The organism is Streptomyces yunnanensis, assembly GCF_029011865.1.
Taxonomy (GTDB): domain Bacteria; phylum Actinomycetota; class Actinomycetes; order Streptomycetales; family Streptomycetaceae; genus Streptomyces; species Streptomyces yunnanensis.
This window is the reverse complement of sequence record NZ_CP095749.1, coordinates 3,848,063-3,867,914: the sequence shown is the minus strand read 5'-3', so window position 1 is coordinate 3,867,914 and position 19,852 is coordinate 3,848,063. Positions and strand designations below refer to the sequence as shown.

At 70.9% G+C, this 19,852-nt stretch carries 8 protein-coding genes; 5 read left to right on the top strand and 3 right to left on the bottom strand.

Features of this window, described 5'->3' with window-relative positions:
- Positions 1-42 precede the first annotated feature (42 nt).
- Both mca and MOV08_RS16460 read left to right on the top strand, forming a co-directional pair.
- Positions 43-915, top strand: coding sequence for a mycothiol conjugate amidase Mca (gene mca, locus MOV08_RS16465; protein ID WP_079142676.1), 873 nt, complete (start codon positions 43-45; stop codon positions 913-915).
- A gap of 4 nt (positions 916-919) precedes the next feature.
- A complete protein-coding gene (locus MOV08_RS16460) occupies positions 920-1,168 on the top strand; it encodes an RAMP4 family protein (protein WP_039633305.1) in 249 nt (82 codons plus the stop codon).
- A gap of 183 nt (positions 1,169-1,351) precedes the next feature.
- Here MOV08_RS16460 and MOV08_RS16455 read toward each other — a convergent pair whose 3' ends face one another.
- The 3 genes from MOV08_RS16455 to rfbB form a co-directional block, all read right to left on the bottom strand.
- Positions 1,352-4,624: a tetratricopeptide repeat protein gene (locus MOV08_RS16455; protein WP_275311799.1), complete on the bottom strand. Its 3,273-nt coding sequence runs from the start codon at positions 4,622-4,624 to the stop codon at positions 1,352-1,354.
- Between the two features lie 325 nt (positions 4,625-4,949).
- Complete coding sequence (gene rfbA, locus MOV08_RS16450; RefSeq protein WP_039633302.1) at positions 4,950-5,825, bottom strand: glucose-1-phosphate thymidylyltransferase RfbA; 876 nt, start codon at positions 5,823-5,825, stop codon at positions 4,950-4,952.
- A 95-nt stretch (positions 5,826-5,920) separates the two neighbouring features.
- Positions 5,921-6,904, bottom strand: coding sequence for a dTDP-glucose 4,6-dehydratase (rfbB, locus tag MOV08_RS16445; RefSeq protein ID WP_039633299.1), 984 nt, complete (start codon positions 6,902-6,904; stop codon positions 5,921-5,923).
- A 1,189-nt stretch (positions 6,905-8,093) separates the two neighbouring features.
- Here rfbB and MOV08_RS16440 point away from each other — a divergent pair.
- The 3 genes from MOV08_RS16440 (at position 8,094) to MOV08_RS16430 (ending at position 19,831) form a co-directional block, all read left to right on the top strand.
- On the top strand, positions 8,094-8,903 hold the full coding sequence (locus MOV08_RS16440) for a TylF/MycF family methyltransferase (protein WP_039633297.1): 810 nt from the start codon (positions 8,094-8,096) through the stop codon (positions 8,901-8,903).
- 309 nt (positions 8,904-9,212) lie between these two features.
- Positions 9,213-10,490, top strand: a complete 1,278-nt coding sequence (locus MOV08_RS16435; RefSeq protein WP_338057164.1) for a dTDP-4-dehydro-6-deoxyglucose aminotransferase — start codon at positions 9,213-9,215, stop codon at positions 10,488-10,490.
- Entirely contained in the window at positions 10,487-19,831 is a 9,345-nt protein-coding gene (locus MOV08_RS16430; protein WP_275307875.1) for a type I polyketide synthase, read from the top strand. Before MOV08_RS16435 ends, MOV08_RS16430 begins: the two co-directional genes overlap by 4 nt.
- The last annotated feature ends 21 nt before the right edge of the window (positions 19,832-19,852 follow it).

The following is a 19,852-nucleotide window of genomic DNA, read 5'->3' as shown; positions in this document are numbered from 1 at the left end:
TATAGGAGGCATCTTCTCCGGCCTTTCACTGAGGATCGAGTCTTGACTGAGCAGCTGCGATTGATGGCGGTCCACGCACACCCCGACGACGAGTCGAGCAAGGGTGCGGCCACCATGGCCAAGTACGTGTCCGAGGGGGTGGACGTGCTGGTCGTCACCTGCACAGGCGGCGAGCGAGGTTCCATCCTCAACCCCAAACTCCAGGGGGACCCGTACATCGAGGAGCACATCCACGAGGTACGCCGGAAGGAAATGGACGAGGCCCGGGAGATCCTGGGCGTCAAGCAGGAGTGGCTGGGCTTCGTCGACTCCGGGCTCCCCGAGGGCGACCCGCTGCCGCCGCTGCCGGAAGGCTGCTTCGCCCTCCAGGACGTCGAGGCCGCGGCCGAGCCCCTGGTGAAGCTGATCCGGAAGTTCAAGCCGCAGGTCATCACGACCTACGACGAGAACGGCGGCTACCCGCACCCGGACCACATCATGACCCACAAGATCACGATGGTGGCCTTCGAGGCGGCGGGCGACCCGGCGAAGTACCCGGAGGCCGGCGAGCCCTGGCAGCCGCAGAAGCTCTACTACAACCAGGGCTTTAACAAGCCGCGGACCATCGCGCTGCACGAGGCGCTGCTGGAGCGTGGCATGGAGTCGCCCTACGGCGAGTGGCTGGAGCGGTGGAAGCAGTTCGAGCGGCGCGAGCGCACGCTGACCACCTACATCCCCTGCGCCGACTTCTTCGAGATCCGCGACAAGGCACTGATCGCCCACGCCACCCAGATCGACCCCGACGGCGGGTGGTTCCGGGTGCCGATGGACATCCAGCGCGAGGTCTGGCCGACGGAGGAATACGAGCTCGCGAAGTCGCTCGTGGACACTTCCCTCCCCGAGGACGACCTCTTCGCGGGCATCCGCAACAATTGAGCCCATGATGAGCGCGACCAGCACCCTCGCCCTGACGCACTTCGTCACCCTTGCCGACAGCTTCGACAAGGACAAGGTGACCCCCGGCGTCCTCGGCTTCATCGTCTTCGCGGTCATCGGCGGTGCCGTATGGCTGCTGATGAAGTCCATGAACAAGCACATGCGCAAGGTGGACTTCGAGGAGACCCCCGAGGACGGCCAGGCGGGCACCACCGTCCCGGCCGCCGCGGCACCGAAGCCGAAGACCAGCTGACGGCCCGGCGCCGGGCCGCGGATGCGGCGCACGGCGCACGGGCACCAGGACCGGGTGGCGGTCAGTGAACCGGCCGTCTGGCAGCGGCCGGCCGACCGGCCCGGCGGCTCGCTGACCCGAGCGGTCGGCGAGCCGTGCCGCGGGCCGGACGCCGCGGCTGCGGGCCGGCGTGGGCCGGCACCGTCACTCCGTCGTCGCGGACACCGCCATGACCTCCCTGGCGTGGCGGTCCGGCACCATGCCCAGCCGCCAGCCCTGCCACCCCGACTCCGGCTCCACCCCGCGCTCCAGCAGCAGCGCGAAGGTCTGCGCCGAGTCCGCCAGCTTGGCGTCCCGGCCGTCGTGCCGCTCCCGCACGAGCTGCGCCAGCTCCTCCTGCGCCACCGCCGAGCCGACCACCGAACCGCCCGGTGAGGCGAACGGCAGCAGCGTGCACCGCAGGAACCGCGCCCAGTCCTCACCGCGCCGGTCGCCGTAGCCCGCGAAGAGCTGCGCGGCCTCGTCGGCCAGCGCCAGCGCCTGGGCCGTCCGGCCGTTGCCCGCGTCGATGATCACCAGCTCCAGCACGGACCACGCCTCGCCGTGCGCCACCCCGATCCGCTGGAAGTCCTTCCGGGCGTCCTGGAGCAGCTGGCGGGCGAAGCCGCTGTTGCGCAGCGAACCCGTCTGCTCGGCCCGCAGATCACGGGTCACCCGGCCCGCATGGTGCCGGGCGCAGGCCAGGCCGTAGCCGTCCTGCATCCGACTGAACATGTTCCGCGCGCGCTCCAGCTGCCGCAGTGCCTCGTCGCGCTCACCGCGCTCCTCCAGCGCCTGGCCCAGGTAGTACATCGTCCACGCCTCACCGCGGGCGTCCTCGTGCTGGCGGTGCAGCGGCTGCGCCTGGCGCAGCTGGTCCACGGCCGGGCCGGTGTCGCCGGCCACCAGACGGGCCCGCGCCAGCTGGGTCATCGCCCAGGCCGTGCCACGGTCGTCGTGCGTCCGGCCGTACAGCTCCAGCGCGGCGCCCAGCGCGGCCTCGGCGCCCGGCACGTCGCCCCGGCGCAGATGCACCTGGCCGAGCTGGAAGTGCGCCCACGCCTGGCCGTGCAGGCTCTCGCTCTCCTCATGGAGGGCCAGCGACTCCCGCAGCATCTCCAGTGCCTCGGGGAGCCGGGCGCGGTCCCGCTCCACCGCCGCCAGGGCGTGCAGCGTCCAGGCGCGGTCGCCGCGCATCTCGGGGCCGGTCTGGAGGTCCAGCGCCTCCCGCAGCTTGGCCGCGGCCTCGGTGAGACTGCCCTGCTGCTGGAGCGTGATACCCAGATCGCGCAGCGCGCGGGCGGCGCCCACCGGGTGCTGTGCCTCGAAATAGAGATCGACCACCGACGACAGCGTCGTCCGGGCCCGGTCCAGCTCGCCGAGCTGGCGGGCCGCGACGCCGGTGCGCCACTGCACCGAGCGCACCAGCAGACCCTGGCCGGCGGCCCGGGTCAGTTCGCTCAGCTCGCCCAGGCGGTAGAGGTCGCCGCGCAGTAGGCAGTAGTCGCACAGCGCGCCCAGCAGGTGCGAGACGGTGTCCTGGTCGACCTCCTGATCGGCGTGGCGCAGGGCGGCGGTGATGAAGCTGGTCTCGTCGTCCAGCCACTGCAGGGCCGCGTCCAGGGACGCGAAGCCGTGCGGGCCGAAGCGGTCGGCGCGGGTGGAGGTATTGCCGTCGACCAGCCGGATCACCGCGTCCGCCAGTTCCGCATAGCCGCGGATCAGCCGCTCCTGGGCCGCGGCGCGCTCGGCCGGCTCCTCCTCGACGGCCAACCGGGCGTGCGCGAAGCGGTGCACCAGGGGGTGCAGGCGGTAGCGCGCGCCGCGGACGTGCTCGATCAGCCCGGCCTCGGCCAGCGCCGTCAGCTGGCGCTTCGCCTCCGCGTCCGGGACGCCCAGCAGCGCCGCCGCGGCGGCCACCCCCAGGCTCGCCCGGCCCACCAGGGCCAGCCGGCGCAGCAACTGCCGGGCCTGCGACGGCTGGTCGGCGTAGCGCAGCGACAACGCCCGCTCCACCGGCGCCGCTTCGTCGACCGCCGCCAGCTCCCGGGCGAGCACCGCGGGGGAGCGGCTGCCCAGCGAGGAGCCGGCCACCCGCAGCGCCAGCGGCAGTCCGGCGCACAGCTCGGAGATCCGGTCGATCGACTGCGCGTCGTACGGTGCCGTGGCGTCCGCCGGGGCCTCCCCGGTGGGCGCCGCCGACCGCAGGAGTTCCTCGGTGCCCGCCGCGTCCAGTGCCGCCACCGGGAGGTGGTGCACCCGCGCCTGAAGGTCCGCGGGAAGTTCCAGCGGCGTGCGGGAGGTGACCAGGACCAGGCTGTCGGAGCGGTCCGGCACCAGGGCCCGGACCTGCTCGGCGTCCGAGGCGTCGTCCAGCAGCAGCGTCACCGGGAGGCCGGCCAGATGCTGGTGGTAGACCTCGGTGAGTCGTTTGACGTGCTGCTCCTGGGAGGGGCGTTCGCGGAACAGCAGCTGTTCGCGTGGCGCGCCCAGGCGGTTGAGCAGGTGCAGCAGGGCGTCCCGGGTCGGCAGTGGCACCTCGCCGGGGGTGTCGCCGCGCAGATCCACCAGACATGCGCCGCGGAACTGATCGCGCAGCTGGTGCGCCGCGCGCACCGCCAGCGCCGTCCGCCCCGAGCCCGGCTCGCCGTGCAGCACCACCACGATCGGCCGGGTCTCGGTGCTCGCCCGGCCGGCCTGCACCCACTGGGCGAGCTGCGCCAGCTCCGTCCGGCGCCCGGCGAACGGGCCGTCCGGCTGCGGGAGTTGGCCGAAGGACCGCTCCAGGACCGAGCGCCGACGGGCCGCCGCGCTACGGTCCGCGCCGCGCAGCTGCGGCCCCCGGGTGCCCTTCCCCGCCGGCCGGGCGGTGGACGAACCGCCGCCCCGGGATGCCGCGGCCAGCATCCGCTGCTGGTCGAGGAACGGCCGGATGCCCCGCACCTCCAGTGCCGTCAGCCACTGGAGCCGCAACTGCTCGGGCCCGCCGGGCTGGCCCCGCATCCCGGCGTGGCGGTGCTCCGCCGGGAGATGGCCGGCGGTCAGCTTCACGACCGTGGCCGCCGCGCCCGCCACCAGCGCCGCGGCGCCCGCCCCGAGCGCCGGGCCGCCGCCCGTGCCCCACGCCAGGTCGGCACCGAACGCGGCCACCGCGGCCACCGCGGACGCCACCACCGGGGTGCCCAACTCCTTGCGCGACAGACGCTCCCCGAGCGGCCGTCGGCCGACCGCCGCCTCGTCCAGCGCGCGGACGTACGCCCCGTACTCCTCCGCCGCCGAGGCGGCCAGCTCGTCCAGCGCCGCCCGGGCCCGGCCGAGCAGCGCCGCGCCGTCGATCCGGCCGCCCGAGCGGCGCGCCTCCTCCTCGACGGTCCGCGCCAGCAGCCCGTCCGCTTCCTTCCGGTGGCCGTCCCGCAGCCCAGCCAGTTCGCCCGGCATGCCCGTCCCCTCCAGCAGTCGCCAGTAGTCCTGGCGGTCCAGCAGTCGTCGGCGGATCACCGGAACCCGCCGCCGCGGCCCGCCCCCGGCGTGGTCATCGCCGTACGGACAGTGTTCCGCTCCCAGGCAGTTCCCGGCAGGGCTGTGGATAACTCCCGCCCCGCCCGGCACCCGCGGCCCCAGAGGGGGAGGACGGCCTCCTGCCGAACCACCTGGCTCATGAGACTTCCCCGTATCCGCTCCGGCACGCCGGCCCCCGGCGGTCGGACGGGGCGGTTCGGCGTTCCGCCCCGCGTCCCGGCTCCCGCGCCGGCGGGGCGCGACGTCAGGTGCCGGCGAGGTCCATGAGGTAGTGGCCGTAGCCGGAGGCGGAGGTGGCGACGAACTCCTTGCCGAGCGAGGCGAGCTGGTCCTCGTCGATGAAGCCCATGCGGAAGGCGACCTCCTCTATGCACGCCAGTCGGATGCCCTGGCGTTTGGCCAGGACCTGTACGAACAGCGCGGCGTCCATGAGGCTTTCGTGCGTACCGGTGTCGAACCAGGCGCAGCCGCGGCCGAGGTCGACCAGTCGGGCCTTGTTCCGCTCCACGAAGATCCGGTTCAGGTCCGTGATCTCCAGCTCCCCACGGGGGGAGGGCTTCAGCCGGGTCGCGAGGTCGGCGGCCTCGTTGTCGTAGAAGTACATTCCGGTGACCGCCAGGTTGGAGCGGGGAGCCGGCGGCTTCTCCTCCAGCGAGGTGACCCGGCCCGCGTCGTCGATGGTGGCCACGCCGTACCGCTCGGGGTCCGCCACGCGGTATCCGAACAGGGTGCACCCGTCGAGCCGCGCGCGCTCCCGGCGCAGCGTCTCGGTGAGCGCGTTCCCGTAGAAGATGTTGTCGCCCAGGATGAGGGCGAACTGTTCGTCGCCGATGAAGTCGCGTCCGATGCGCAGCGCGTCGGCGAGGCCGCGCGGCTGGTCCTGGACGGCGTAGCTCAGCCGCAGCCCCAACCGGCTGCCGTCGCCGAGCAGGTCGCGGTAGTTCTCGATGTGCTCCGGGTTGCTGATGATGAGGATCTCCCGGATCTCCGCCAGCATCAGGACGGACAGCGGGTAGTACACCATCGGCTTGTCGTAGACGGGAAGCAACTGCTTCGACGATACGGCGGTGATCGGGTGCAGCCGGGTGCCCGACCCTCCCGCCAGGAGTATTCCGCGCATGTGTGTCTCCGTTTCGGTTGCCTGCTGTGCGGGAGGCCGGGCCTCGACGTGGCCCTAGGGCGCTTCTGACGGATCTCCGCGGCGTCAGAAGCGCCCTATGCCGCGGTGGCGCCGTCGCACAGCGGCTGCCACCACTGCGGGTTGTCGCGGTACCAGGCGATCGTGCCGGCGAGTCCGGTCTGGAACGGAACCTGCGGCGCGTACCCCAGTGCCCGCAGCTTGCCGTCGTCCATCGAGTAGCGACGGTCGTGGCCGGGGCGGTCGGGCACGTGCCGGACGCTCTCCTCGTCGGCCCCGCATGCCTGGAGGATGAGCTCGGTGAGGCGCAGGTTGGTGAGCTCCTCGCCGCCGGCGATGTTGTACACCTCGCCGGGTAGGCCCTTCTCCAGCACCAGTTGGATGCCGCGGCAGTGGTCGTCCACGTGCAGCCAGTCGCGGATGCACAGTCCGTCGCCGTACAGCGGGACCGACCTGCCGCGCAGCAGGTTGGTCACGAACAGCGGGATGACCTTCTCCGGAAACTGGTACGGGCCGTAGTTGTTGCTGCACCGGGTGATGCTCACGTCGAGGCCGTAGGTGCGGGCGTAGGAGCGGGCGAGGAGGTCGGCGCTCGCCTTCGTCGCGGCGTAGGGCGAGTTGGGCAGCAGGGGGCTGTGCTCGGTCCATGAGCCGGTGTCGATCGATCCGTACACCTCGTCGGTCGACACATGGACCACCCGCCCGACTCCGGCCAGTCGTGCGGCCTCCAACACGGTGTGGGTGCCGCTGACGTTGGTCCGTACGAAGTCGTCGGCGCCGGAGATCGAACGGTCGACGTGGGTCTCGGCAGCAAAGTTGACCACGGCGTCGTGCCCGGGCAGCAGATCGGCCAGGAGCGGTCCGTCGCAAATATCACCTTCAACGAAGGTGAAACCAGGGTGATTTCGGACAGGGTCGAGATTCGCCGGGTTCCCGGCGTAGGTCAGCTTGTCCAAAGCGGTGACCTTCACCTCGCCCGCCGAGGCGTAGGCCCCGGTCAGCAGCTTGCGAACGTAGTTGGAACCTATGAATCCGGCCGCACCGGTGACGAGTAGACGCACAGGGTCTCCTATGACCTGGGTGAGCGGTTCCTTCCTGGGCAAGCGCTCTCGGCTCGCCGTCGCAGGGGAAGTTCCGCCTGTCTGGTGGTAGATGCCTGGGTTGGGAGGTTGGCAACGGGATCGCAGGGATTGTCCCATCGCCCTGATACGCATCCGGTAGACGGATCCGACGGGAGGGGACCGCTGGGCCGGGTGTCAGCCGAATCACTCTGCGTGAACCGCGACCGGGGTCGGGGAGTGGAGGCGGCCGGCGGCCGGACTCCATGGCGGAGAGCGCACTCTCCGGGATGCGGCAGCCCGTCTCGGTGCGGGTTTCGCCAGGTCCTGAGCGCTTCTACCCCCTTTCAGCGCCCTGGGGACCACATCTGCCGCGGCGGCGACTGGCTGCGTCGGCCCCTCATGTTCCGGCCCGCTTCCGGTTGCTCCGCGCACACACATTAACCCCGGTGTCGCTTTCAGCGTAGGCCGGGAGAACCGGAAGGCGCGCCGGTGGAAGCGTTCCGGGCGGGCCGCGGATATGTTGCGTCGATCACTAATCGGCCGTTCGGTCTTTTTTTGAAAGAGGCGATTGCTTTTTGGCTGGCGGAATGCTTCCCGTCCGGCGGTTCATGGGCAGGGGCGGCTGTCGGTCGGGGTCCGTGGCGCGACGGAGCCCCTGGTCGGCACGCTGAGCCCGCTCGTCAACGGCCGTGGACGGGAGCCCTGTTGGGGAGCGAGGTGCGCCTTGTGCGACGTCCCGCGGGAGGTCGTCGAGTGCCGTGCGCGGCCCGTCCGTGCTCGAGGCGTCGGACGGAACCCACTGGTGCAGGAGGGGGTGCTTCCGGCAAGCTCTGCGCGTCCTCGCCAACCGGGCCCACCGTGGAGTCGGGGGCGCCGTCCGCACCCCTGGTGCGGCAGAAACTTTCCTCAGAAGTACGCTCGAAGTACGCCGAGTTCAACCACGAGCGCGACTGTCGGCGTGGGGCGGGAGAACGCGCTTCACCCGCCTCAAGCAATGGCGGATCCTATGCAAGACCCGCTACCGCACCAACCGGATCGGTCGAACGGTCGCCGCCGTTCACACCATCGAGATGGCCTGGTGAGCAGGGGAAAGTGTTCATTGACTCCCCCTGGGCTTGCTGTTAGGGTCGGCCAAAGGTTAACGAAGTTAATTGAACGACTTGGTTCTTAACCGGGGGATGCTTTGGCTATGCAGAGCTATGAGCTTTATGCCGACCTTATGAAAAAGGTTCTGGCGAACGTTATTTATGAGGACCGCCCGACCTTCCCGTTCGGGATGAATGTCCTCGACAAGGCTCAAGCAGACACCATGCGGCCCGGCGCGGAAGGCTCCACGGAAAAGCGTGGGGCGTTCGACGTCGACCACCGAGCGGCCGGTCTGGACGTCCCGTCGGTCGCGCACACCATGATCGGAATGCGCCGCCTGGACAACATCCAGGAGTGCGTGGAGCAGGTGCTCCGCGACGGTGTGCCCGGCGACTTCATCGAGACCGGCGTGTGGCGCGGCGGCGCCTGCATCCTGATGCGGGCACTGCTCAAGGCGCACGGCGTGGAAGACCGGAATGTGTGGCTCGCCGACTCGTTCGCCGGTGTTCCGGTGACGTCCGACGACAGCCACCCGCTCGACCAGGGCATGGAGTTCCACAACCTGAACTGGGTGCTGAGCTGCTCCGAGGAGCAGGTTCGGGAGAACTTCGCCCGTTACGACCTGCTCGACGACCAGGTCAAGTTCCTGCCCGGCATGTTCGCCGACACGCTGCCGACCGCACCGATCGAGAAGCTCGCGATCCTGCGGATGGACGGCGACCTGTACGAGTCGACCATGGACGCCCTGGTCAACATGTACCCCAAGCTCTCGGTCGGCGGGTTCGCGATCATCGACGACTACGCGATCCCGGCCTGTAAGCAGGCCGTCCACGACTACCGGAGCGAGCACGGCATCGACGAGCCGATCGAGACCGTGGACGTGACCGGCGTCTACTGGCGCCGCAAGCACTGATCGCGGCCTCGCCCCGGCCTTGCCCGGGCTGATCCGATCTCCCCGATGTGGGTCCTTCGCGTGTGCACGGCGGAAGACGTCGCCGTGCACCGCGGCCCCTTGTCCGGCGCGTCCGGAATCTTTGTCGAACTCGAAATCCTCGATTCCCGCCCGTAGCGTGCGCTCCATGCGTGCCGATGACGGCGGTCGCTGTGCTCGCATTCGAGCCGGCGCTTCAGTCACCTTGTGGAACCGCTGATTCTGCGGGGCTTCAACCCTTCCCGGAAGTAGTCCGCGTATTCAAAGGCGCCGCATGTTGTACTGTCTGCCATGAATACCGCGCGTGCGTTTTTCGCATGCGTCGGGGGAGGTGTGACTATGAAACGCAATATTGGCGATCTCGCTATATTCGGCGGTTCTTCGGCATTCCTGCAGCCGCTTTATGTGGGGCGCCCCAATATCGGTGACCGATCTCGGTTCTTCGATCGTGTGAACTGGGCGCTGGACCACCAGTGGCTGACCAACGGCGGACCCCTGGCGCGCGAATTCGAGCAGCGCGTGGCGGAACTGGCCGGGGTGCGGTACTGCGTATCGACCTGCAATGCGACCGTCGCCCTGCAACTCCTGGCCCGCGCCACGGATTTGTCCGGCGAGGTCATCATGCCGTCGCTGACCTTCCCCGCGACCGCGCACGCGTTCCGCTGGCTGGGCCTGACGCCGGTCTTCTGCGACATCGACCCGAGCACCGGCTGCCTGGACCCCGCACTGGTCGAAGCCGCGATCACTCCCCGGACCAGTGCGATCGTCCCGGTCCACCTGTGGGGCCGTCCGTGCGCGGTCGACGAGCTGGCGAAGGTCGCGGCCGACCACGGCGTGAAGCTGTTCTACGACGCCGCACACGGGCTCGGCTGCACCTCGAAGGGCCGGCCGATCGGCGGGTTCGGGCAGGCCGAGGTGTTCAGCTTCCACGCCACGAAGGTGGTCAACGCCTTCGAGGGCGGCGCGGTGGTGACCGACGACGAGGAACTGGCCAGTCGGATCCGCGCGATGCACAACTTCGGGTTCTCCCAAGGGCGCGTCTCCACGGAGGCGGGCATCAACGGGAAGATGACCGAAGCCGCCGCCGCGATGGGCCTGACCTCACTCGACGCCTTCGAGGAAACGGTCCGCCAGAACGAGGCCAACTACGACGGCTACCAGTCGGAGCTGGCCGACCTCGCCGGGCTGAAGGTCGTCGCCTTCGACCCCGAGGAGCGCAACAACTACCACTACCTGATCGTGGAAGTCGACGCCGCGGAGACCGGCGTCCACCGCGACCTGCTCGGCGACGTGCTCCGGTCGGAGAACGTGGTGTGCCAGCGGTACTTCTCCCCCGGATGCCACGAGATGGAGCCCTACCGCTCGGAGCGGCCGGTCACCCTGCCGCACACCGAGCGGCTCGCACAGAAGGTGCTCGCCCTGCCCACCGGCCCCACCGTCTCCCGCGAGGACATCCGCCGGGTCTGCGACATCGTGCGGCTCACCGTGGAGCGGGGACACGAGGTGACCCGCCGGGCGAACGAGCGGGCGGAATCCACGGCCGGCGGCGAAGGCAAGGGGAGCAAATGACCACCGGCAGCGTGCCAGACACCACCGCCAGGCCCGATGACGTCGCCGTGATCGGGCTGTCCTGCCGACTGCCCGGCGCGGCCGACCCGGACGCGTTCTGGCGGCTGCTCACCGGCGGCGAGAGCGCCGTCACCGCAACCGGGTCCGAGCGGTGGGACGCGGCCGCCGCGGCAGCGGAGCCCGCCCTCCGGTTCGGTGCGTTCCTGGACCGCGTCGACACGTTCGACGCGGCCTTCTTCGGCATCTCTCCACGTGAGGCCGAAGCCATGGACCCGCAGCAGCGACTCATGCTGGAGCTCGGCTGGGAGGCGCTCGAAAACGCCGGCATCGTCCCGGCCGACGTCCGGGACAGCCCGCTCGGCGTCTTCGTCGGCGCGGCATCCGACGACTACGCCAAACTGCTGCACCGCGGTGGCGCCGCGGGCATCAACCAGCACACGCTGACCGGCTCGCACCGCAGCGCCCTGGCCAACCGGCTCTCCTACTTCCTCGGCGTGCACGGCCCGAGCCTGGTCGTGGACACCGCCCAGTCCTCCGCGCTGGTCGCCGTCCACCTCGCGTGCGAGAGCCTGCGCCGCGGCGAGTCCACCCTGGCCCTCGCCGCCGGGGTGAACCTCAACCTGGCACCCGAAAGCGCGCTCGGCGCCGCCAGGTTCGGCGGTCTGTCGCCGGACGGCCGCAGCTTCACCTTCGACGAGCGGGCCAACGGCTATGTGCGCGGCGAAGGCGGCGGCGCGGTGCTGCTCAAGCCGCTCGCCGCGGCCGTCGCCGACGGCGATCCGGTCTACTGCGTCATCCGCGGCAGCGCGACCAACAACGACGGCGGGACCGAGAGCCTGACCGTCCCCAGCCCCGCCGCCCAGCAGGCGGTGCTGCACGAAGCGTGCCGCCGGGCCGCGATCGCCCCGACCGACGTGCAGTACGTGGAGTTGCACGGCACCGGTACACGGGTCGGCGACCCCATCGAAGCGGCGGCACTGGGCGCGGTGTTCGGCGCCGACCGGCCGGCCGGCGAACCGCTGCTGGTGGGCTCCGCGAAGACCAACGTCGGGCACCTGGAGGGTGCCGCGGGCATCGTCGGCCTCATCAAGGCCGTCCTGAGCGTGGCCCGCCGGGAACTGCCGCCGAGCCTGAACTTCCAGCAGCCCAACCCGCGCATCCCGCTGACGGACCTCAACCTGAGGGTGCGCACCGAATCCGGCGCCTGGCCGTCGCCGGACCGCCAACTCGTCGCAGGCGTCAGCTCCTTCGGCATGGGCGGCACCAACTGCCACGTCCTGCTCACGGAGTGGGCGACCGCGCCCGTCGAACCCGTCGCACACACCCGTTCCGTGGTGCCCTGGGTGCTGTCGGCACGCACCGAGCCCGCACTGCGGGCCCAGGCGCAACGGCTGCTCGACCACCTCGACACGGCCCACCCGGCCCAACCCCTCGACGTCGCCCACGCGTTGGCGACCACCCGCACGACGTTCGAGCACCGCGCCGTCCTGCTCGGCACGGACCACGAGGAGTTCCGCACCGGACTCGCCGCGCTGGCCGACGGACGACCGGCGGCCGGAGTGCTTCAGGGCAAGGCCGCCCCCGGCCCGGTCGCCTACCTGTTCAGCGGCCAGGGCTCGCAGCGCGTCGGCATGGGCCGGGAACTCCACGCCGAACTCCCCGAGTTCGCCGCGGCGTTCGACGAAGTCTGTGCCGCGTTCGACGCCCACCTGGACCGCCCGCTCAAGCAGCTCGTGTTCGACGGCGATGCGGAACTGCTCGACCAGACCGGCTACACACAGCCCGCACTGTTCGCCGTCGAGGTCGCGCTGTTCCGACTGTTCGAGAAGTGGGGGGTGCGTCCCGACTTCGTCGCCGGACACTCCATCGGCGAGCTGGCCGCGGCGCATGTCGCCGGCGTGCTGAGCCTGCCGGACGCCGCCGCCCTGGTGGCCGCGCGCGCCCGGCTGATGCAGGCACTGCCCGCCGGCGGGGCGATGGTGGCCGTCCAGGCATCCGAGGACGAGGTCCGGCCGCTGCTCTCCCCCGAGGTGGGCATCGCCGCGGTCAACGGACCCACCGCCACGGTGCTCTCCGGCGCCACCGACGCGGTCCTGGAGACCGCCGCACGACTCGCCGCGCAGGGCCGGAAGACCAAGCAGCTGCGGGTCAGCCACGCGTTCCACTCACCGCTGATGGACGCCATGCTGGCGGACTTCCGGCAGGTGGCCGAAGCGCTCACCTACCACGCCCCGGCGCTTCCGGTGATATCCAACGTCACCGGCCGCCCGGCCGGTGACGGCGAACTGTGCACCCCCGACTACTGGGTGCGGCACGTGCGGGAAACCGTCCGGTTCCTCGACGGCGTCCGCTGGCTGGCGGACCAGGGCGTGACCACCCTGGTCGAGCTGGGCCCGGACGGCACCCTCACCGGAATGGCCAGGGACTGCGCACCCGACGCCTCCTGCGTGCCCGCGCTCCGCGCCGACCGGCCCGAACCGGCCGCGCTGAGCGCCGCGCTCGGCGCCCTGCACCTCAGCGGCCTGTCCCCGCACTGGCCCGCCGTCTTCGCCGGTACGGGGGCACGCCCGGTGCCGCTGCCCACGTACGCGTTCCAGCGGCGCCGCTACTGGGCGGACGCGGCGGCCGAGCGCTCCCCGATCCCGGTGGACCCGCCCGCGGCGCAGGAAACCGCGTCGCCGCGGCAGCGCATCGACCAGCTGCCCGAGTCCGAACGGGCCCGGGCGGTACTGGACTTGGTGCGCACCCGGATCGCCGTCGTACTCGGCCATGACGCCGCCGAGGAGGTCGAGGTCGACCGACAGTTCCGGGACCTCGGCTTCACCTCGCTGACCTCCGTCGAGCTGCGCGACCAACTCAGCACGGCAACCGGACTGGCGCTCAGCCCGACCCTGCTGTTCGACTTCCCGACCCCGCAGGCCGTCGCCGACCGCCTGCTGGTCGAACTGTTCGGCACCGGAACCGAGACCGACGGCGACCGGCCGACGGCAGCGGCCGCGGACGAACCCGTGGCGATCGTCGGCATGGCCTGCCGCTTCCCCGGCGACGTCGGCTCCCCGGAGGACCTGTGGCGGCTGGTCGTCACCGGCGGCGACGGCATCACCGAGTTCCCGACCGACCGCGGCTGGGACATCGAGGCGCTCTACGACCCGGACCCGGAGCAGCCCGGCAAGACCTACACGCGATACGGCGGATTCCTGCACGACGCCGGCGAGTTCGACCCGGCGTTCTTCGGCATCTCGCCACGCGAGGCACAGGCGATGGACCCGCAGCAGCGACTGCTGCTGGAAACCTCGTGGGAGGCGTTGGAGCGGGCCGGAATCGCCCCGGCCACGCTGCGCGGCAGCAGGGCAGGCGTGTTCGTCGGCGCCATGTCCCAGGAGTACGGCCCCCGGCTGTACGAAGGCGCGGACGGACACGACGGCTACCTGCTCACCGGCAACACCGCCAGCGTCGCCTCCGGCCGCGTCGCCTACACCCTCGGCCTCGAAGGCCCCGCGGTGACGGTGGACACGGCGTGCTCCTCCTCGCTGGTGGCGTTGCACCTGGCGGCCCAGTCACTGCGACAGGGCGAGTGCACCTTCGCGCTCGCCGGCGGCGCCGCGATCATGTCCGGCCCCGGCATGTTCGTCGAGTTCAGCCGGCAGCGAGGGCTCGCCGCCGACGGCCGCTGCAAGGCGTTCTCGGCGTCCGCCGACGGCACCGCCTGGGCCGAGGGCGTGGGCATGCTGGCGCTGGAGCGGTTGTCGGACGCACGTCGGAACGGGCATCCGGTGCTGGCGGTGCTGCGGGGTTCCGCGGTGAACCAGGACGGTGCGTCCAACGGTCTGACGGCGCCGAACGGTCCGTCGCAGCAGCGGGTGATCCGCCAGGCATTGGCCAACGCGGGCCTCGACGCCTCGGACGTGGACGCGGTGGAGGCGCACGGCACCGGCACCAGTCTCGGCGACCCGATCGAGGCCCAGGCGATCCTGGCCACTTACGGCCAGGAACGTGAACGGCCCGTGTGGCTGGGCTCGTTGAAGTCCAACATCGGACATGCCCAGGCCGCGGCCGGCGTCGGCGGCGTGGTGAAGATGGTGTTGGCGATGCGGCACGGTGTGCTGCCGAAGACGCTGCACGTGGACGAGCCGACGTCCAAGGTCGACTGGTCCGCGGGTGCCGTGTCGTTGCTGACCGAGCAGGTCGCGTGGCCGCGGACGGATGCGCCGCGGCGGGCCGCGGTGTCGTCGTTCGGGATCAGCGGCACGAATGCGCATGTGATTCTGGAGGAGGCGCCGCCGCAGGTTGAGGCGGAGCCGGTTGCGGCGTCGGTGGGTGCGGTGCCGGGTGTGGTGCCGTGGGTGGTCTCGGGCAAGACCGAGGCTGCGCTGCGTGCGCAGGCGTCCCGTCTGCTGTCGTATGTGGACTCGATGCCCGAGCTGGACCCGGTGGATGTGGGCTTGTCGCTCGCTGCGGGGCGTGCTGCTTTTGAGCATCGTGCTGCGGTGGTCGGTGCTGACCTGGCCGCGTTCCGCGGGGGCCTGGCTGCGCTGGCGGATGCGACTGCGGCGCCTGGTGTGGTGCAGGGCACTGTGGCGGGTGACCGTGCGGTGTTCGTCTTCCCTGGTCAGGGCGCTCAGTGGGTGGGCATGGCGGTGGAGCTTCTGGACTCCTCGCCGGTGTTCGCGGACTCGATGCGGGCATGCGCGCAGGCCCTTGCGCCGCACATCGAGTGGTCCCTGTTGGATGTGCTCGCCGACGCCGAGGCGTTGGAGCGGGTTGATGTTGTTCAGCCTGTGCTGTTTGCGGTGATGGTGTCGCTGGCGGCGTTGTGGCGTTCGTACGGTGTTGAGCCGGCTGCCGTCGTCGGTCATTCGCAGGGCGAGATCGCTGCCGCGTGCGTGGCGGGTGCGCTCTCGCTGGATGACGCTGCGCGGGTTGTTGCGCTGCGGAGTAAGGCGCTGCTGGCCCTGTCCGGTCGGGGCGGGATGGTGTCCGTCTCCCTCCCCGCAGACGAGGTCGCCGAGCGTCTTGAGCGGTGGGACGGTCGGATCTCCGTCGCCGCCGTCAACGGCCCGGGCTCGATCGTCGTCTCCGGCGACGTCGATGCGCTCGACGAACTCCTGGCCGACTGTGAGGAGTCCGGTGTCCGGGCTCGCCGTATCCCGGTGGACTACGCGTCGCATTCGGCGCACGTGGAGGAGATCCGCGAGGAGCTCCTGACGATCCTGGCCGGCATCGCTCCGCGCCCGTCGCAGGTGCCGTTCTTCTCGACGGTGACGGTGGAGCGGATCGACACCAGCGTGCTGGATGCCGAGTACTGGTACCGGAATCTCCGGCAGACGGTTCGGTTCGAGGAGACCGTGCAGCTGCTGGCCGAGCAGGGCCATCGCCTCTTCGTGGAGTCCAGTGCGCATCCGGTGCTGGCGATGGGGATTCAGGAGACGTCCGAGCAGATCGTGGCCCTGGGCTCCCTGCGCCGCGATGAGGGTGGTCTGGACCGGTTCTTGCTGTCCCTGGCCGAAGCGCACGTGCAGGGCGTGAGCGTGGACTGGTCGGCTGTCTTCCCCGACGCCCGCCGCGTGGACGACCTGCCCACGTACGCCTTCCAGCGTCAGCGCTACTGGCTGAATGCTCGGGGTGCGCAGGCCGTGAACGTGTCGTCGGTCGGGCTGCGGGAGGCCGGGCATCCGTTGCTGGGTGCGGCGGTGGAGTTGCCGGACTCCGGGGGCGTGGTGCTGACCGGTCTGCTGTCCCTGGCCGCCCATCCGTGGCTGGCCGACCACGGGGTGCGGGACTCGGTGCTGTTGCCGGGCACCGCGTTCCTGGAGCTCGCCATCCGCGCCGGTGACCAGGTGGGTTGCGACCGGGTGGCGGAACTGACGCTTGAGGCGCCGTTGGTGCTGCCGGCGCACGGCGGCATCGCGATACGGGTGTCGGTGGGTGCCGACGACGGATCCGGGACGCGTACGTTGGCGGTGCACGCCCGGAGCGAGGACGACGCGGCGGAGCCGCAGTGGGTCCGGCACGCTGCGGGCGTGCTGGCCAGCGGCCCGACCGACGCCTTCGACCTGAGCGTCTGGCCGCCCGCGGGAGCGGTCGCGGTGGACTGGGACGGCGGTTACGACCGTTGGACGGAGCTGGGTTACCGCTACGGTCCCGCGTTCCAGGGCCTGAAGTCGTGGTGGCGCTCGGGCGAGGACATCTTCGCCGAGGTGGAGTTGGCGCCCGAACTCGCGCCGGATGCCGCCCGGTTCGGACTGCATCCCGCGTTGCTGGACGCCGCCCTGCACGCCGTGGTGGGGGAGGGGCCGGAGTGCCGTCTGCCGTTCGTCTGGAGCGGGGTTTCCCTCCAGGCGACCGGTGCCACGGCGGCCCGCGTGATGATTTCGCCCGCGGGGCCGGACGCGGTGTCGTTGCGGTTGGCCGATGTGGCCGGACGCCCGGTGGCGTCGGTGGAGTCCCTGGCGCTGCGGCCCATGGCGGCCGACCAGGTGCGGACCGGTCTGCCCGAGGCGCTGTTCCGGGTGGACTGGAACGAGCTGGCACCGCCGTCCGAGCCTGCGGGCCGGGCCGGTTCGTGGGCGCTGGTCGGTGCCGATGAGTTCAAGCTCGGCGTGGCACTGGGCGACCTGGAGACCTTCGGCGACATCGGTGCGCTGCCCCACGGGGCCGTGCCGGACGTGGTGCTGGCGGCCTGCGTCGACGACTTCGGGCTGCCCGTCGCGGAGGCGACGCACCGTGCCGTCGCGCGTGCGCTCGAACTGGTCCAGGCATGGTTGGCCGACGAGCGGTTCGCCGACTCGCGGCTGGTCTTCCTCACCCGCGGCGCGGTGGCCGCCGAGCCCGGTAAGGGCGTGCTCGACCTGGTCAACGCCCCGGTGTGGGGTCTGGTTAGGTCGGCGCAGGCGGAGAATCCCGGCCGGTTCGTGCTCGTCGACCTCGACGACCACGACGTGTCCGCCGCACTGCCCGCCGCGCTGGCCAGCGATGAGCCCCAACTCGCCGTACGTGAAGGGGTGTTGTACGCGCCGCGACTGGGTCGGCCGACCGCGGACGAGACGTTGACGCCCCCGCAGGGCTCGACGACCTGGCGGCTGGACATCACGGACAAGGGCACGCTGGAGAACCTGGCGCTGGTCGACCTTCCGGAGGCGTCGCGGCCGCTGGCGGACGGCGAGGTGCGCGTCGGCATCCGCGCGGCCGGTGTGAACTTCCGCGACGTGGTGCTGGCCCTGGGCATGGTGCCCGACCAGGAAGTGCTGGGCAGCGAGGGCTCGGGCGTTGTGCTGGAGGTCGGGCCGGGGGTGACCGGTCTCGCCCCCGGTGACACCGTGATGGGCCTGTTCACGGGTGCGTTCGGCCCGGTCGCGATCGCCGATCGTCGGCTCCTGGTCGGGATGCCGTCGGGTTGGTCGTTCGCGCAGGCGGCCTCGGTGCCGGTGGTGTTCCTCACCGCGTACCACGCACTGCGGCACGACGCCGGGTTGCGCGCGGGCGAGTCGGTGCTGATCCATGCCGCCGCGGGTGGTGTGGGTATGGCCGCGGTGCAGCTCGCGCGGCATTGGGGTGCCGAGGTCTTCGGGACCGCGAGCCCCGGCAAGTGGGACGTGCTGCGTTCGCTGGGTCTCGATGACGCGCACATCGCGTCGTCGCGCACCCTCGACTTCGCGGACAAGTTCTCCTCGGGCCTGGACGTGGTGCTGAACTCGCTGGTCAGGGAGTTCGTGGACGCCTCGCTGCGGCTGCTGCGGAACGACGGCCGGTTCGTGGAGATCGGCAAGACCGACATCCGCGACGCCGACGAGGTCACCGCCGAGCACCCTGGTGTGCGCTACCGCGTCTACGACCTGTTGACCACCGATCCCGATCTCGTCGCCGAGATGTTGGGTGAGTTGGTGGGGTTGTTCGGTCGTGGTGTGTTGCGGCCGTTGCCGGTGCGGGGTTGGGATGTGCGGCGTGCTCCGGAGGCGTTGCGTTTCTTGAGTCAGGCGCGGCATGTGGGCAAGTTGGTGTTGACGGTGCCGCGTGGGGTGGATCCGGAGGGGACTGCGCTGGTCACGGGTGCTACTGGTGTGTTGGGTGGGTTGGTGGCCCGGCATCTGGTGGTGGAGCATGGTGTGCGTCGGTTGGTGTTGGTGGGCCGGCGGGGTGTGGAGGCTCCGGGGGCTGCGGAGTTGGTTGCGGAGCTGACGGGGTTGGGTGCGTCGGTGTCGGTGGCGGCGTGTGATGCGGCTGATCGTGATGAGTTGGCTGGGGTGTTGGCGGGGGTTTCGCGGGAGCATCCGTTGACTGCGGTGGTGCATGCGGCGGGTGTGTTGGATGACGGTGTGGTGGGGTCGTTGTCTGCGGAGCGGTTGGCTGCGGTGTTGCGGCCGAAGGTGGATGCGGCGTGGAATTTGCATGAGTTGACGGCTGGTCTTGATCTGTCGTTGTTTGTGTTGTTCTCGTCGGTGTCGGGGACGTTGGGTGGTGCGGGGCAGGCGAATTACGCGGCGGCGAATGTGTTTCTTGATGGGTTGGCTGCGCATCGTCGTGCGTTGGGTTTGTCGGGTGTGTCGTTGGCGTGGGGGTTGTGGGCTCGTTCGAGTGGGATGACGGGGCATCTTGGGGATGTCGATGTGCAGCGGATGACGCGGGTTGGTGTGGGTGCGTTGTCGGTTGACGAGGGTCTGGCGTTGTTCGACGCGGCGATCGGACGGCCCGAGGCCACCGTCGTACCGATGCGCCTGGACACCCGAACCCTGCGGTCGCAGGACCAGGTCCCCGCGCTGATGAGCGGCATCGTCCGTGGCACCACCCGCCGTACCGCCGCCGTTGCGACGCAGCAGGCGGACGCCTCCTCGCTGGCCGGGCGCCTGTCCGGGCTCTCCGAAGTCGACCGCCAGCAGCTGGTGTTGGACCTGGTGTGCGAGCACACCGCCACCGTGCTGGGCCACGGCACCGCCTCCTCGGTGGACGCCGGCCAGGCGTTCAAGGAGCTGGGCTTCGACTCGCTGACCGCCGTCGAACTGCGCAACCGCCTCAACGCGGCCACCGGCCTGCGGCTGCGCGCCACCTTGGTGTTCGACCACCCCACCCCGGCCGCACTCGCCGCCCACCTGCGGGCCGAACTGCTGCCGGAGGAGGCACCGGCAGCCGTCTCGGTGCTGACGGAGCTGGACCGGCTCGAACGCAGCTTCGCCGCACTGGACCCGGACGACGGCCTGCGCGCCGAAGTACGGGCGCGGCTGCAGGGCCTGCTGTCGAACACACCGGAAGGCACCGAGGACGCGGACGCGGGTGTCGCGACGCGTCTGGAGTCGGCGACCACCGACGAGCTCTTCGACTTCATCGACAGCGAACTGGGGATGTCATGACCGGCAACCGCCGGACGGATC